The 13,873-nt window shown below is 40.2% G+C and carries 18 protein-coding genes; 11 read left to right on the top strand and 7 right to left on the bottom strand.

Features of this window, described 5'->3' with window-relative positions; genetic code table 11:
- Positions 1 to 63: 63 nt before the first annotated feature.
- Positions 64 to 396 (top strand): YolD-like family protein, encoded by a 333-nt coding sequence (locus tag ACY8D0_RS20440; protein ID WP_462412324.1) that lies wholly within the window; start codon positions 64 to 66, stop codon positions 394 to 396.
- 57 nt (positions 397 to 453) lie between these two features.
- On the opposite strand, the gene ACY8D0_RS20435 is transcribed toward ACY8D0_RS20440, so the two are convergent.
- From ACY8D0_RS20435 to ACY8D0_RS20420, 4 genes are all read right to left on the bottom strand, one after another.
- A complete protein-coding gene (locus ACY8D0_RS20435) occupies positions 454 to 639 on the bottom strand; it encodes a hypothetical protein (RefSeq protein WP_462412323.1) in 186 nt (61 codons plus the stop codon).
- Positions 632 to 1,039 carry a hypothetical protein gene (locus ACY8D0_RS20430; protein ID WP_462412322.1) on the bottom strand — a complete coding sequence of 136 codons (408 nt, stop codon included), beginning with the start codon at positions 1,037 to 1,039 and terminating at the stop codon, positions 632 to 634. The genes ACY8D0_RS20435 and ACY8D0_RS20430 overlap by 8 nt, the downstream gene beginning before the upstream one ends.
- Positions 1,040 to 1,365: 326 nt before the next feature.
- On the bottom strand, positions 1,366 to 1,494 hold the full coding sequence (locus ACY8D0_RS20425; protein ID WP_462412321.1) for a hypothetical protein: 129 nt from the start codon (positions 1,492 to 1,494) through the stop codon (positions 1,366 to 1,368).
- Between the two features lie 235 nt (positions 1,495 to 1,729).
- Positions 1,730 to 2,437, bottom strand: coding sequence for a phage major capsid protein (locus ACY8D0_RS20420; RefSeq protein ID WP_462412320.1), 708 nt, complete (start codon positions 2,435 to 2,437; stop codon positions 1,730 to 1,732).
- A 54-nt stretch (positions 2,438 to 2,491) separates the two neighbouring features.
- Here ACY8D0_RS20420 and ACY8D0_RS20415 point away from each other — a divergent pair, with 54 nt between their 5' ends.
- Positions 2,492 to 3,691, top strand: a complete 1,200-nt coding sequence (locus ACY8D0_RS20415; RefSeq protein WP_462412319.1) for an IS256 family transposase — start codon at positions 2,492 to 2,494, stop codon at positions 3,689 to 3,691.
- 233 nt (positions 3,692 to 3,924) lie between these two features.
- Here ACY8D0_RS20415 and ACY8D0_RS20410 read toward each other — a convergent pair whose 3' ends face one another.
- The 3 genes from ACY8D0_RS20410 to ACY8D0_RS20400 form a co-directional block, all read right to left on the bottom strand.
- A complete protein-coding gene (locus tag ACY8D0_RS20410; protein WP_462412318.1) occupies positions 3,925 to 4,425 on the bottom strand; it encodes a phage major capsid protein in 501 nt (166 codons plus the stop codon).
- A 57-nt stretch (positions 4,426 to 4,482) separates the two neighbouring features.
- Positions 4,483 to 4,671, bottom strand: coding sequence for a hypothetical protein (locus ACY8D0_RS20405; RefSeq protein ID WP_462412317.1), 189 nt, complete (start codon positions 4,669 to 4,671; stop codon positions 4,483 to 4,485).
- A 422-nt stretch (positions 4,672 to 5,093) separates the two neighbouring features.
- On the bottom strand, positions 5,094 to 5,231 hold the full coding sequence (locus tag ACY8D0_RS20400) for a DUF6290 family protein (protein WP_462412316.1): 138 nt from the start codon (positions 5,229 to 5,231) through the stop codon (positions 5,094 to 5,096).
- Between the two features lie 206 nt (positions 5,232 to 5,437).
- On the opposite strand from ACY8D0_RS20400, the gene ACY8D0_RS20395 reads away from it, so the two are divergent.
- The 9 genes from ACY8D0_RS20395 to ruvX all read left to right on the top strand — a co-directional run bounded on the left by ACY8D0_RS20395 (position 5,438) and on the right by ruvX (position 13,861).
- Positions 5,438 to 5,863 carry an NUMOD4 domain-containing protein gene (locus ACY8D0_RS20395; RefSeq protein ID WP_462412315.1) on the top strand — a complete coding sequence of 142 codons (426 nt, stop codon included), beginning with the start codon at positions 5,438 to 5,440 and terminating at the stop codon, positions 5,861 to 5,863.
- 673 nt (positions 5,864 to 6,536) lie between these two features.
- A complete protein-coding gene (locus ACY8D0_RS20390; protein WP_462412314.1) occupies positions 6,537 to 6,731 on the top strand; it encodes a helix-turn-helix domain-containing protein in 195 nt (64 codons plus the stop codon).
- 89 nt (positions 6,732 to 6,820) lie between these two features.
- A complete protein-coding gene (locus ACY8D0_RS20385) occupies positions 6,821 to 7,951 on the top strand; it encodes a site-specific integrase (protein ID WP_462412313.1) in 1,131 nt (376 codons plus the stop codon).
- A 118-nt stretch (positions 7,952 to 8,069) separates the two neighbouring features.
- Positions 8,070 to 8,579, top strand: a complete 510-nt coding sequence (locus tag ACY8D0_RS20380) for a PRC-barrel domain-containing protein (protein WP_462412312.1) — start codon at positions 8,070 to 8,072, stop codon at positions 8,577 to 8,579.
- A 50-nt stretch (positions 8,580 to 8,629) separates the two neighbouring features.
- The gene (locus tag ACY8D0_RS20375; protein WP_462412311.1) at positions 8,630 to 8,821 is read left to right on the top strand and encodes a hypothetical protein; all 192 of its coding nucleotides are present in this window, start codon (positions 8,630 to 8,632) and stop codon (positions 8,819 to 8,821) included.
- 130 nt (positions 8,822 to 8,951) lie between these two features.
- The gene (locus ACY8D0_RS20370) at positions 8,952 to 10,031 is read left to right on the top strand and encodes an AI-2E family transporter (protein WP_462412310.1); all 1,080 of its coding nucleotides are present in this window, start codon (positions 8,952 to 8,954) and stop codon (positions 10,029 to 10,031) included.
- 451 nt (positions 10,032 to 10,482) lie between these two features.
- Complete coding sequence (alaS, locus tag ACY8D0_RS20365; RefSeq protein WP_462412309.1) at positions 10,483 to 13,119, top strand: alanine--tRNA ligase; 2,637 nt, start codon at positions 10,483 to 10,485, stop codon at positions 13,117 to 13,119.
- A gap of 55 nt (positions 13,120 to 13,174) precedes the next feature.
- Entirely contained in the window at positions 13,175 to 13,441 is a 267-nt protein-coding gene (locus tag ACY8D0_RS20360) for an IreB family regulatory phosphoprotein (protein ID WP_042458674.1), read from the top strand.
- 3 nt (positions 13,442 to 13,444) lie between these two features.
- Positions 13,445 to 13,861: a Holliday junction resolvase RuvX gene (ruvX, locus tag ACY8D0_RS20355; protein WP_462412308.1), complete on the top strand. Its 417-nt coding sequence runs from the start codon at positions 13,445 to 13,447 to the stop codon at positions 13,859 to 13,861.
- Positions 13,862 to 13,873 lie beyond the last annotated feature (12 nt).

Below are 13,873 nucleotides of genomic sequence, written 5' to 3'. Positions count from 1 at the left end.
TTTGTATTCATATCGAACTAATGTTCTTATATAATATTTGTAGAGGAGGAGATTAGTTTGGAAATGAAAGATCGTGGCTTAAAGAAATGGCAATTCGCTTTTGGTCACCCGGAGTTAATAAAGGGGCAGCAAGACCTATGGCACGACACTGAACGCATGGCTATGCCGATAATTGACGAATATGAAGCACAAGAGTTTGATGAACGGATTTGCTACGCAATGGAGTACAATTTTTCCGTTAGTCTGACCGTATGGGATGACGGATTTACCTCGGAGATTACAGGCCGAGTTCATTATGTCGATCCAATAACACATGAACTGAGCATTGAAGTAAAGCCTAGAGAGTTTGACCGGGTAACATTAGACTGTATCGTAGGAGTGAAGGTCATAGATTAGGCTTGCTATTAGCAAAACGTCAACCACATAAGGCTGACGTTTTTGTTTATCCAAAGCTTAATAGGTCATTCCATTTGATTTGGCAGTTGCAAAGCGTTTCTTGAGTTCTTCCTCACCCTTTGAAGAATAAAGAGCCTTAATCAGTGGCTCATTACAAAATCGCTCATATTCTGTCAACCTCATATCGTTCTTCTTTGTCCTGGTGACAGTGAATTTATTGGCTTGGTTTGATACATTACTCATATTTCTCCATCTCCCTCTCATAACCATCAGCCATGTCCTTAATAGCAGATGAGATCTTTAAACCTTGCTGCACTAGATTGATAATTTTCTTCATGCTGCTGACACGTTTCTTATATTCATCTGTTGCATAGATTGTAGGATCGTTCAGCATTTCAGCCAGTAAGGAATCATATTCACGAATAAGGCGGTTATATTCCTTGATTAGTTCAAAATGAGCAGGAGTCCATCTGTGGTAGAACTGGTATTTATGGATTGTATATTGTAGTTCCTCGTCTGTTGTGTGTTTGTTCAGTTCAATAGCATAATCAATACAAGATTTCTCAAAAGCCTCCCTCTGCTTGAGTTCAGCATCCGTAAAGTTGCGTTCGTTTAAAATATTGGGAACGTATATTCTTGCCATTTGAAAAACCTCCTAAAAATAATAAAAGGATAAAATTACAGAGATCTGACTTCGAGGCGTGGTCTCCGTCCATGGTTAATATTTTATATTGGAACCCCGGGGGGGATGTAGAGAAAATGAATTGTCAGAAATTTAGCGAACCCGATACAATACGCTTATATCAACACCAAGCTGCTCACGGATTCCCCATCGTTTTATAACAAACACCAACACACCCACCCTATACACACCCTGGACACATGGTGCATGACATCTCCGGATAAACAAAATGACACCAAGCCTATTGACTGATGTCATTGTTTGTCCTATTCATTCTAAGAAGTGAATCATCCATGAGACCCATCTTGATCCATGTCTTGGTCATCATAGATATCATACCCTTGATTCTGTTCATCGAGAAAAGAATAATAATCCTCATATCTTATATCAACGTACTTGAATAGATCTCGTTCCATTCCCTATTCCCTCCACTGGATGATACCCTGCCCCATTGATATCTGATTAACTTAAGATGCTAGTTTGAAATAATAAATATAATCCCAAAGCTGAACCCCTCATGACAGTCCATCAAGACACATTCAAAAGGGGTTCATTTGTAAGGGTTCATTGGCGAGGGAAAACCCCTCATGATATAAAAAGAACTCTCCTGGTCATTAGGAGAACCGGAGGAGAGTTCATATAGATTAGTTATTATTTACCAACGTAAACAGATAGTTTCTGAGGTTCAGCGATAGCAACATCCATCTCAACGAACCCAGCAACACCAACTGCATACTCGACCAAGAAGGCCTCTTTCATGACATCGATCTCTAATTGATTGCTATACTTGATAGCAATTCCTGAGAAATCACCATAGTAAAGGCAGCGGTTACCAGAACCTAATACCGGCATTTGGTCAGATAAATAAACCGGTTTACCAAGTAATCCGAACTCTTGACCAGCTTGTAAACCAGCATCAACACCATTGTATAAATATCGGCCTGTTGTATCTTTCATTGATTGGATATATGTCAAAGTGTCAGGATGCATCACCCATGCGGATTTTGGTTGATAGACAGCAGGAACTTTGTTTTTAACTTTAACCAGTTCAGATGCATCAATGATCTGTGTAGTCGCTCCTGTGACTGATTGAGTCACACCAGTTGCAAGAGTTGACTGAAACTTTGCATTGGTATTATTGATGATCTCTTTCTCAATGAATAAAGCAAGAGCCATGCCCAACTCGTTAATGATGATAGACAATACATCAAGATCAGAACGGTTGATCAATGACTTGCCGATCTTTGTCAAAGTACCGATAATCTGAGATCGTAAAGTGATTGAAGTAAATGCACCGGCTGAGGATGTCATTGCAGTAAGACAGTGCGGAAAAAGTTGTGTAAATAAGTTTGTTATCAATCCTCCTTGGCAAGAATTAGGATAAATAATACTTGCTAAGGAGGATTTTTCGACATGAAAATTCCAAAGGAATTGATCAAAGAAATCATAAAGGAACAGAAGTTCACAAGCACCAATCAAATCATGGATACCATTAAAGAAATGTTTGCAGTTATCCTAGAGGAAGTGCTCCAATGTGAAATTGAAGAGCAGCTAGGATACGAAAAACACCAACGTCGTGGTAATGAACCAAACAATTACAGAAACGGATCAACCAAAAGGAAATTAAAAACACAATTTGGCGAAGTGGAAGTAAATGTTCCTCGGGACAGAAAGGGCTCGTACGAGCCACAAATCTTGGACAAATATCAAAGGAATACCGACGGAATGGAAGATAAAATACTGTCACTATACGCTCATGGCATGTCCACAAGAGATATCCAGGAACAGGTCAAAGATCTCTATAATATTGAGATTTCCTCCGAGTTAGTTAGTAAAATCAGTGAGAAAATTATGCCACAAGTGAACGAGTGGCAAAATCGAGCACTTGAAGCCTATTATCCTTTTATTTTCATGGATGCCATTCATTATAAAATTCGAGATAATCATCAAATTGTTTCGAAAGCAGCATATGTTGTTCTAGGAATCAATAATGAAGGGTATAAAGAAATTCTTGGCATCTGGGTTGGGGCAAACGAGAGTAGTAAGTTTTGGTTAGGCGTGTTGAATGATTTGAAAACCAGAGGAGTCAAAACGGTCAATCTTTTCTGTGTGGATGGGCTTTCAGGGCTTAAAGAGGCCATCCAAGCTGTGTATCCTTTTGCCGGTATTCAGCGTTGTATCATTCATCAAATCCGTTCAAGTACCAAATATGTTTCTTATAAACATTTAAAAGAGTTTGTCGCTGACCTTAAAAAAATATATTCTTCAATTAACGAAGAGTCTGCTTTAGAAAGACTCATTGAATTTAAGGATAAATGGGGCAAAGAATATCCTTCTGCGGTTAGGTCATGGGAGGAAAATTGGGATATTTTAGCTACCTTTTTCGCATATCCGCAGGAAATTAGGAAAATAATATATACTACGAATATTATTGAAGGACTTCACCGTCAATTTAGAAAAGTAACAAAAACCAAGTCTATTTTTCCAACTGATGATAGCTTAAGAAAAATGCTTTACTTGGCATCTCAAAACATTTCGAAAAAATGGACCATGCGTTATCGAAACTGGGATATGATTTTAAATCAGCTTGAGATTCTGAACCAAACATCATAATTGGGGACTCTGTCCCCAAACCCCTGAAGTTTATCGCTTTTGTTTTCCCTAAAACGGACAAAAAAACGGACCGCACTAAGTCCGTCCGTTTTAGGGTAAAATCCATAAAACCGCTCAGGTTGCACTTCTGCATTGCCCTATCCTGTTTTATGGTAAAAGCCAATATTATTTTTGACAAACGATGTTTTTTTATACCTATTTATTCTTGCCTTGCGAAGATTGTCAAATAATACTTACACAAGATTTTCCGCAGACCCTGCAGTAAATTCAGAGATAAACCCAACCACATGACTTTGAAAATCATAAGATGGCAGTTGGAGATCTCCTTTAACCGTGTAAGTTGTCGCAAGTCGTACAATTGGAGAGACCTGTTTGATTACATCAATAACACGATTTGCAACGCTAACAGGAATAACAGCACCGTTTGCACCGGCTCCTAGTCCAGCTGCACGACCTTCTTTTACAAGTTCCAGGAACATTCTTTCCTCTTTGCTGATTTGTTCAGCTTGAGGGTTGTCCACTTTTTTAGTTTCAATCATATTATCTAAACCTCCACGATTCTCTTTTTCAAGGGAAAGTTGCATGTCGATCTCGTTAATCCGGGCCTTTGCTCGGTCAACTTCTCGCTGTTCTGCTACCTTGAAACCACGTTTTTCTGTCCTGATTTTTTCGCAAAGGCTGTCTAAGACATCTAACATCTCATTGCGTTCTTCTAATAGTGCTTTATTAGACATTCGCACCACTCCTTTTTGTTATTTGGCTTCTACTCCATGCCACGGATCGTTATTAAATTAAAAAGAACCCTTTCCAAGCTGCTGATACTCGGAAAAGGTTCTATGCCGTTGGTGTGCTGCTTTCTGTAAACTGATGCCGTTGTGAGCATCATAAAACTCGCTGCATAGAAGTAAATAAAACAAATCATTGAATGTTGTTTCATCTTGAACAAGAAATCCTAAAAACTCGATCAGTGTTTCTCCCATTAAAGATTTATCTTAAATACTTCATGCGATTACCTGGAGAACAGAAAGAGGAGAGAAACAATTACAGGTAACCCCATGAAATACATAAAAAATAGACCCACCGATTTGAGAGTTAATCGATGGATCTTCAAATATGGGAGTGGTTGATTTTACCCTATCAACCAAGGGTTAATGAAAGCGTCTAATCGAAAAACCGGAAGGCCCACTATTAGATGAAGGATGCCACTTTTTACTGAAGGCCGGATGAGTGAGAACCGGCAAAGAAATTGCGTTTCAATGCAACTGGAAAATCGAAGTCAGCATTAGAAACTCGCTGGAAGATTGCTCAAGCCTTCCATTGAGGGTATCGGTGTACACAGAAAGGAGAGGAATGCCACGACCTCAATTTCAATACCCTCAATGCAAGACTCATCAGCCTTGCGTTATTTTTTATTGATCGAATCTCTGATTAACCTACGAACCCAAGCAGATGCATTGAGATTGTTATCATGGACATAATTGGTAAACGCAACTATTTCTTCATCACTCATTCTGATTGTAATTTGCTTAGTTAGTTTCAATTTTTATCAACTCCTTTGGAGAACCTTTACACTTATATATCGTAAAAAGTTGGATTTTTGCACAACGATTTAATACAAAAAATAAAAACAACAGTAACGACAGGGTTATTAGAATAATTACAGCGTTGTTGTGCAATTTCATGGGTTTTTACGATATATAAGTGTAAGGCATTGCCATACAAATATTACAAAAGGAGAGGGAAAGAATGACACAAGGAACAGGTCTCAAAATGAAAGAGTTTTGGAAAGTAGATGAAGAATGGAGAGATATCAAGGGGTTTGAGGGGTTATACCAAGTGTCGAACTTTGGACAGGTTAAGAGTTTAGCCAGAAAGGGTTCTCCAAAAGAAAAACTCTTGAAACAGTCAAAGCTGAAAAACGGATATTTAAAAGTGACGTTATCAAAGGATGGAAAACAGGAACCTGTTTTAGTTCACTATCTCGTATCTGAGGCTTTCATTCCTAAGACAGATAGGACAAAAAGGGTTGTTGATCACTTTGATGGAGACAAGCAAAACAATTGTGTACTTAATCTTGAGTGGGTCACATGGGAACAAAACTCACAACGATATTACTTTGATCAGGAAATGCACAAGAAATATACAGGATATGTCACAAGGGAGGCTGAATAATGAGGAAAAAGGAGTTGATATCGATCTCAGAATCTTGCAATGAGGTACAATCAACTATTGAATCAATCAAAAACATGATTAACGCTGAACTCAAAACACATAATGATTGGAAATACAGCAGCAAGAAAGATCCTCGATAATGGGGATCTTTTTTTTGTTACCGTTTGTTTTCATTAATGGGGTAACTTTGACCATTTCAAAAACTCAGTATTATCAAGGGGTTGCAAGTTGTGGGTTACCGTTTTAATTCCGAGTAGTAACCGGCGGTAACCGCCTCAAACCCTACAGCGACAAGGGATAGAAATACTTTAGTTACTATATTTTTTAAATATATATATTTATATATAGACTTGTTAAATTTAGAAACCAAATTGAAAAATCAAAATTAGACAAAATAAATTGGTTTTTCTGGTAACCCGGTAACATCCCTTGTCTCCCATGGCCTCACGCTGTCAACAAAAGGTGACGGAATGGAAACAAAAGTGGTAACGGTGTTCCTTTCCGTGTTGCTGAGAGTCTATCATACCAATCGATATATGGTTTTATATATATATATATATATATATAGTTGGTCAGTTAAATCGAACTGGGCACACTCCAGAAAGTTGATTTGTGCATATCTCCTGATTCAAACGATACAAGAGTGTAAATCAACCGGATGGAGTGGAGATGCATGATTGAGAAACTAATGCTCGATGTAAAGGATGTCATGGCTATCATAGGAATCGGGAGAAACAATGCCTATGATTTGTTGAAAAGCGGAGAATTTCAAGTAAGGAAAATTGGAAATAGATATCTTGTTCATAAAGAAGTCCTGGAGAATTGGCTAAAAGGTGAGAAGTCAAACACAAAGAGATCACGTTGGTAAATTGTGCATTTTCCATAGATAACATGTTATAATATTGTTGTCGCACTTATGGTTTGCACTCCAATAGAAAACAAAAGGAGTGACTTACTGTGAATATAAAAAAAGACACCAAGAACGGCACTTATTATTTTGTAATAAGTGCTGGTTTTACATCTGAGGGTAAACGAAGACAAATTAAACGAACTGGCTTCAAGACACTAAAAGAGGCCAGAGAGAAGTATCTTGAAATCCAAAATGAAATCCAACAAGAAAAATTTGTTGACCCAAGCAACGTTACATTTGAAACATTCTTAGAGAAATGGAAAAATCGAAAAAAATCGCAGATTGAAGAAAGTAGCTTTATCCGGTATGAACGATTATGCAGGCTGCACATTAATCCTGCAATCGGAAAAATGAAACTTCAAAAGATAAGTACAATCACAGTTCAAAATTTAATTGATACTTTAGCAAGTGAACATGGATTTAAACGTAAATCTTGCCTACTAGTTACTACTATAATAAAGGATGTTTTTCGTAATGCTATCAAGGCAGGCTTAGTTAGAATAAATCCTGTTCAAGATATTGACTTACCGAAAAGAAACGATGTGGAAATGGTTATTTGGGATCAGGAAGATATAGAGTTATTTTTGTCAATCAAAGGAAATAAGAGTCGTGGTAAATATTACTTGACAGTCTTAATGGCTCTATTAACTGGTATGAGAAAAGGTGAAATATTAGGATTAACATGGGATAATGTTGACTTTGAAAATAATGTTATCCATATTCAACAAATACTTGAATCTGATGGTAGTAAATTATCAAAGAAGACCAAGAGTAAAAAATTCAGACAAGTCCTTATTCCTGATTTACTAAAACAGGAAATGATACTTCATAAAAAACAGCAAAAAATAAATGTACTGTCAAATCCACACAATTTAGTGTTTTGTACCAGAAATGGTAAACGTGTTATCCCCAATACTTTAAATGACGTATTGAATGGTTATTGTTCAAAATTAGAATTGCCAAGAATGAAATTCCATGATTTACGTCACACACATGCCACAATGTTATTGAAGGTAAATGTGAACATCAAGGTGATACAAGAGCGATTAGGACATACCAGAGCATCAACAACCCTTGATATTTACAGTCACGTTCTACCAAGCATGCAGCAAAGTGTGACCGATAAATTGAATAATTTGTTTGATTGTGACATCAGTGTGACTAAACAGTCATCATAGATACTGAAAGTATTGATAAACAAAGGCTTTAAGGCTGTTCCACAATGGAAAACGTTTCTCCTTATGATTTTATGGCAAAAGACTGAAACTAAAAATGTTCACAGGAGGTGGGTACTCTTTGCGAACATTTTCCTTGCTCAAGGGTCAGCCTGTTTTTGAAACAAAAAGTGGCACAAAGATTGGCCAAATCAACGACTTGTATATTTCACCGGAGGGCAGCGTCACAGGCTTACTGGTGAAAAAAGGCGTGTTATTTAAACAAGCTTGTTTTCTCGATATTCAAAAAGTGGATTCCTTCGGCTGGGACGGCGTCATGATTGAGGATGCCGGGGTTTTGGAAAAAGCCAAGGAATTGCCAGACTATACTTTAGGCCATCAGCGTTCACTTGAAGGGAAAATGATGCTTTCTAAAAGCGGTGAGTCGCTGGGACTGTTAAATGACGTATATTTTCAGGAAGAATTGGGCACAATCGTAGGGTACGAAATCACGGATGGCTTCTTTTCGGACATAACGGAAGGGAAACAAGTGATTCATTCCAAAAAGCCCTTAACGATTGGAAAGGACGCCATCATCGTAGACGTAAATGAAACTTCTCCGTCTTCAGAAACCCTTCGTGGCAAAGAATAGGGAAAGTTCCATAAGCGGATAAGCTTAAGAATGCGTGAGGTGTCTTTTCCATGTTAAAGTGCCCAAATTGTCAAAGCAAGGATATTGGTAAAATTGGCATTAACCAATACTATTGCTGGAATTGTTTTATCGAGCTTTCAGTGTCAAAAGGGATTATTAATACCCATCAGGTAGAAGAGGATGGGACTTTAAGTTCCCTCGATGATTTGTTTGAAGAAGAAACCCGACGTTATACCATGTAGTGAGGTCTCAAGGCCAACCCAAATCGAAGCCCTATCAGTTTTATATGACAATCCCCTCATTTTTGAGGGGATTTTTGCATATTTCCATCTCGGGTCTCCAACACTAATTTTTAAAAGGAGGACTAAAGCTTTGGAAATTCGCATGAAGTGGTTTTATCGAATCGGTTTTACTCTCCTTTTATTAATTGCCCTATATATCTTTTTTAAACTGCGGTTCGTCTGGATTCCGGTTGTTAAAATGATTGTCATCATTCTGCTTCCCTTTGGCATATCGGCTTTTATTACGTATCTGCTTCATCCTGTCATAGAAAAACTGCATGAAAAGGGCCTGCATCGTGGTTTGGCTATTTTTTTCATATATCTTTTGTTCTTTGGTGGTATCGGTTTTGCCATTTATAAAGGGATACCTGCCATTATCGATCAAATAAAGGACTTGTCGGAAAGCGCTCCGGTTTTTGCGCAGCAGTATCGGGAATGGATTAAGATCCTCCAATCCCACACAAGGGAATGGCCGGATGGGCTGCAGAAGCGGGTAAATGAAGGAATTGATGCATTTGAGGAAAAGTTGGACAGTCTCCTGACCACAATCGTCAATGTGTTAATCCAATTCTTAAATTCAGCAGTTATTTTAGCAATTATCCCTTTCATCGTTTTTTATATGCTAAAAGACTATGCGAAAATAAAACAGAAAATCTGGTATTTGACCCCGAAGACCTGGCGCAAAAAAGGCATGCTGTTTTTGCGGGATGTCGATGAATCCCTGGGGAATTATATTCGGGGCCAGCTGCTTGTTTGCCTGATTATGGGGACAATCGCTACTTGTTTGTTTTGGATATTTCACTTGAAATATCCCTTGCTGTTGGGGTTGATTGTTGGGGTGACCAATGTGATTCCGTATTTCGGCCCGATTATCGGCGCGATCCCTGCCGTAATCGTTGCGGCCACTACTTCGGTTAAATTAATTATTATTACCCTCATTATTGTGTTTGGTATGCAATTTATTGAAGGCAATATCTTATCGCCTTACATTGTCGGAAAGAGCCTGCATATGCATCCGTTGTGGATTATGGCGGCACTGACAACCGGGGGTGAAGTGGGCGGAATTCTTGGTTTGATTTTAGCTGTGCCGGTTTTTGCCATCCTAAAGGTGGGCCTGATTCACACCAAGAACCACTTCATTGACGTACGGCGCAATGAATCTTCCACATAGGATTTGACAAACCCTTTATCCGTCGATATAATTCGTCATATATGCTAATTGTTTGAAAATGAAGAAGGATCGAGTATGTTATAGTCCATCTGTAACGCTTGCAGAGCGTAAAAGAGAGGAATCTCCCTTGGCTGAAAGAGATTCCAGGTGAAGGATAACAGAAGGCTAATCCGGAGTGCAGCTAACCACTGCCGTAAGCGCCGCGTTAAGGCGATTTTGAGAGATGGGTACAGTTTTTTAGTACTCATAATCAGGGTGGTACCGCGAGGCAAGCTCTCGTCCCTGTTTTAGGGATGAGGGCTTTTTTGTGTGCATTTTTAAAAATGGCTCTGTTAAAGGAAATTGTTGATTTTTTTATAAGTTCGACTCCTGCGGTTTTGCTTAAGCGCCTGGAGTGGAAAATCAACAGCCATATTTAACTGAGCTTCAAAAATAAAAGGAGGCACTTTTCATGAAAAATTTATCGGGATCGCAAATCCGAAAAATGTATTTAGACTTTTTTAAGGAAAAAGGCCATGCGGTGGAACCAAGCGCATCATTGGTTCCTCATGATGACCCGTCACTGTTGTGGATTAACAGCGGTGTGGCAACCTTGAAAAAATATTTTGATGGCAGGGTCATTCCTGAAAATCCGAGAATCACTAACGCCCAAAAATCAATCAGGACCAATGATATTGAAAATGTAGGAAAAACCGCTCGGCACCATACTTTCTTTGAAATGCTAGGTAACTTCTCCATTGGTGATTATTTTAAAAAAGAAGCGATTCATTGGGCATGGGAATATCTGACCGACGAAAAATGGATTGGCTTCGACAAGGAGCTGCTTTCCGTAACAATCCATCCGGAAGACGAGGAAGCTTTTCGAATTTGGAACCAAGAAATTGGCATTCCAGAGGAACGGATTATTCGTTTGGAAGGAAACTTTTGGGATATTGGGGAGGGACCAAGCGGACCGAACTCCGAAATTTTCTATGACCGCGGACCGGAATATGGCAATGACCCTAGTGACCCGGAATTGTATCCGGGAGGGGAAAATGAGCGCTATTTAGAAGTCTGGAATTTGGTATTTTCTCAATTCAATCATAATCCTGATGGCACGTATACCCCGCTGCCAAAGAAAAACATCGATACCGGGATGGGGCTGGAACGGATGGCATCGGTTGTGCAAAATGTTCCGACCAACTTTGATACGGATTTATTTATCCCAATCATTCGGGCAACTGAGGAAATTTCCGGCAAGAAATACGGATCTAGCAAAGAACAGGATGTTGCTTTCAAAGTCATTGCAGACCATATTCGTACAGTGGCTTTTGCGATTGGCGATGGGGCCCTTCCTTCCAATGAAGGACGCGGTTATATCCTGCGCCGCTTGCTGCGCCGTGCAGTCCGTTATGCGAAGCAAATCAATATTGAGCGCCCATTTATGTACGAGCTCGTTCCGGTAGTTGGCGAGATTATGCATGATTTCTATCCGGAAGTAAAAAACAAGATCGAATTTATTCAAAAAGTCATCAAAAATGAAGAGGAACGTTTCCATGAAACGTTGCATGAAGGACTTGCCATTCTATCAAGCATTATCAAAAATGCGAAAGAACAAGGCTCAACCACCATTAGCGGTGCGGACGTTTTCCGTCTATATGACACCTTCGGATTTCCAGTCGAATTGACGGAAGAATATGCCGAGGAAGAAGGATTAACCGTTGATCATGAAGGTTTTGAGAAGGAAATGGAAGAACAGCGTGAGCGGGCCCGTGCCGCACGCCAAGATGAAAATTCTATGCATGTCCAGGGCGGTGTCTTAAGAGACATAACTGTTGCAAGTAAATTTGTGGGTTATGATGAGCTTATGACGAATTCCACTGTCGTGGCGATTGTGAAAGAAGGCGACCTTGTTGAAGCTGCCGGAGAAGGCGAAGAGGTCCAAGTGATTTTGGATGTTACCCCGTTCTACGCGGAAAGCGGCGGACAAATCGCCGACCGGGGTGTATTGGAAGGGGACGGTGTTACCGTTTCGATTAAAGATGTTCATAAGGCGCCGAACGGACAAAACCTTCATCAAGTTGTCATCAAAACAGGTACCCTAAAATTAAACCAACAAGTGACAGCAACCGTTGATCCAGATAATCGCGTGCGGATTATTAAAAACCACACGGCCACCCACTTATTGCATCGTGCGTTAAAGGATATTCTTGGCGAGCATGTTAACCAAGCTGGTTCACTTGTGGAACCTGACCGCCTCCGCTTTGACTTTTCCCATTTTGGACAAGTGAAGCCAGATGAGTTGGAGAAAGTGGAACGAATCGTCAACGAAAAAATTTGGAACAGTCTCCAAGTGGACATCAGTTTGAAGCCGATTGCCGAAGCAAAATCCTTGGGTGCTATGGCACTTTTTGGCGAGAAATACGGTGATATTGTCCGGGTGGTAAAAGTGGGAGATTACAGCCTTGAACTTTGCGGCGGCTGTCATGTTCCAAACACCAGTGTGATTGGTTTGTTTAAAGTTGTTTCCGAGAGCGGCATTGGCGCCGGCACGAGACGGATTGAAGCCGTCACGGGAGAGGCAGCCTATAAACTGTTAAATGAGCAAGTCGGTTTGCTGAAGGAAGCAGCAGAGAAGCTAAAAACTAATCCTAAAGACGTTGTCACCCGGATCGATGGATTAATGGGTGAAATGAAAAATCTTCAACGGGAAAATGAATCCCTTGCAGCCAAGCTTGGAAATATCGAAGCAGGCAGTCTCGTTTCACAAGCAAAAGAGATGAATGGAGTTACTGTGCTGGCAGCTAAGGTGCAAGCGGCTGATATGAATAACCTAAGAAATATGGCTGATGACCTCAAACAAAAACTAGGTTCGGCTGTGATCGTTTTAGGCAGTGCCCATGAAGGAAAAGTAAACCTAATCGCAGCTGTCACCAAAGATTTAATCGAGCAGGGATATCATGCCGGCAAACTGATTAAAGAAGTGGCGTCAAGATGCGGCGGCGGCGGCGGCGGTCGTCCGGATATGGCCCAGGCAGGCGGAAAGAACCCCGAACAGCTTGATGGCGCCCTGCAAATTGTTGAGGAATTGGTAAATTCTGTTTTGTAATGGGGACAAAGTAGTGTAGAATAAAGGTAACAATGACGAGTTGAGGTGCACGCGAATGAGCTCATTTGACAAAACGATGCGATTTAATTTTCCGGAAGAGCCGTTTGAACATAACGTACAGGATGTTCTTTTCCAAGTATATGAAGCATTGCAGGAAAAAGGATACAATCCGATTAATCAAATTGTCGGTTACCTTTTGTCCGGGGATCCGGCCTACATTCCCCGTCACAGAGATGCGCGTAATATCATCCGCAAGCTCGAACGGGATGAAATCATTGAGGAGTTAGTTAAATCCTATCTTAAACAACAGCGAGAGGTCTAAAGAATGCGGATATTGGGTTTAGATGTCGGCTCCAAGACGGTGGGCGTCGCGCTAAGTGATGAACTTGGCTGGACGGCACAGGGGCTCTTGACACTCAAAATCAACGAGGAAAAACAAGAGTTTGGTTTTGATGAAATTGGTCAATTAATAGAAGAGTATCAAGTTAGCAAAGTGGTCGTCGGCCTGCCAAAGAACATGAACGGAACTATCGGGCCTCGTGGTGAATCAAGCCAAAACTACGCACAAGAAATTGAACGAAGATTTTCAGTTCCCGCTGTGCTATGGGACGAGCGGTTGACAACAATGGCTGCGGAACGGGTGCTGCTCGAAGCAGATGTCAGCCGGAAAAAGCGCAAAAAAGTCATTGATAAAATGGCAGCGGTGATGATCCTGCAAGGCTATCTTGACAGTATAAAATAATGAGGTGGAGAA

The sequence above is a fragment of the Neobacillus camarae genome (genome assembly GCF_054950115.1).
This window is presented reverse-complemented; position numbering and strand designations above follow the sequence as displayed.

What these genes read in the sequence shown, in the direction of transcription:
- ACY8D0_RS20405 (WP_462412317.1), bottom strand. Translation starts at nt 4,671, where the DNA reads ATGGGAGAAACACTGATCGAGTTTTTAGGATTTCTTGTTCAAGATGAA.
- ACY8D0_RS20430 (WP_462412322.1), bottom strand. Translation starts at nt 1,039, where the DNA reads ATGGCAAGAATATACGTTCCCAATATTTTAAACGAACGCAACTTTACG.
- ACY8D0_RS20435 (WP_462412323.1), bottom strand. Translation starts at nt 639, where the DNA reads ATGAGTAATGTATCAAACCAAGCCAATAAATTCACTGTCACCAGGACA.
- ACY8D0_RS20390 (WP_462412314.1), top strand. Translation starts at nt 6,537, where the DNA reads ATGATTGAGAAACTAATGCTCGATGTAAAGGATGTCATGGCTATCATA.
- ACY8D0_RS20425 (WP_462412321.1), bottom strand. Translation starts at nt 1,494, where the DNA reads ATGGAACGAGATCTATTCAAGTACGTTGATATAAGATATGAGGATTAT.
- alaS (WP_462412309.1), top strand. Translation starts at nt 10,483, where the DNA reads ATGAAAAATTTATCGGGATCGCAAATCCGAAAAATGTATTTAGACTTT.
- ACY8D0_RS20360 (WP_042458674.1), top strand. Translation starts at nt 13,175, where the DNA reads ATGAGCTCATTTGACAAAACGATGCGATTTAATTTTCCGGAAGAGCCG.
- ACY8D0_RS20440 (WP_462412324.1), top strand. Translation starts at nt 64, where the DNA reads ATGAAAGATCGTGGCTTAAAGAAATGGCAATTCGCTTTTGGTCACCCG.
- ruvX (WP_462412308.1), top strand. Translation starts at nt 13,445, where the DNA reads ATGCGGATATTGGGTTTAGATGTCGGCTCCAAGACGGTGGGCGTCGCG.
- ACY8D0_RS20375 (WP_462412311.1), top strand. Translation starts at nt 8,630, where the DNA reads ATGTTAAAGTGCCCAAATTGTCAAAGCAAGGATATTGGTAAAATTGGC.
- ACY8D0_RS20395 (WP_462412315.1), top strand. Translation starts at nt 5,438, where the DNA reads ATGACACAAGGAACAGGTCTCAAAATGAAAGAGTTTTGGAAAGTAGAT.
- ACY8D0_RS20410 (WP_462412318.1), bottom strand. Translation starts at nt 4,425, where the DNA reads ATGTCTAATAAAGCACTATTAGAAGAACGCAATGAGATGTTAGATGTC.
- ACY8D0_RS20415 (WP_462412319.1), top strand. Translation starts at nt 2,492, where the DNA reads ATGAAAATTCCAAAGGAATTGATCAAAGAAATCATAAAGGAACAGAAG.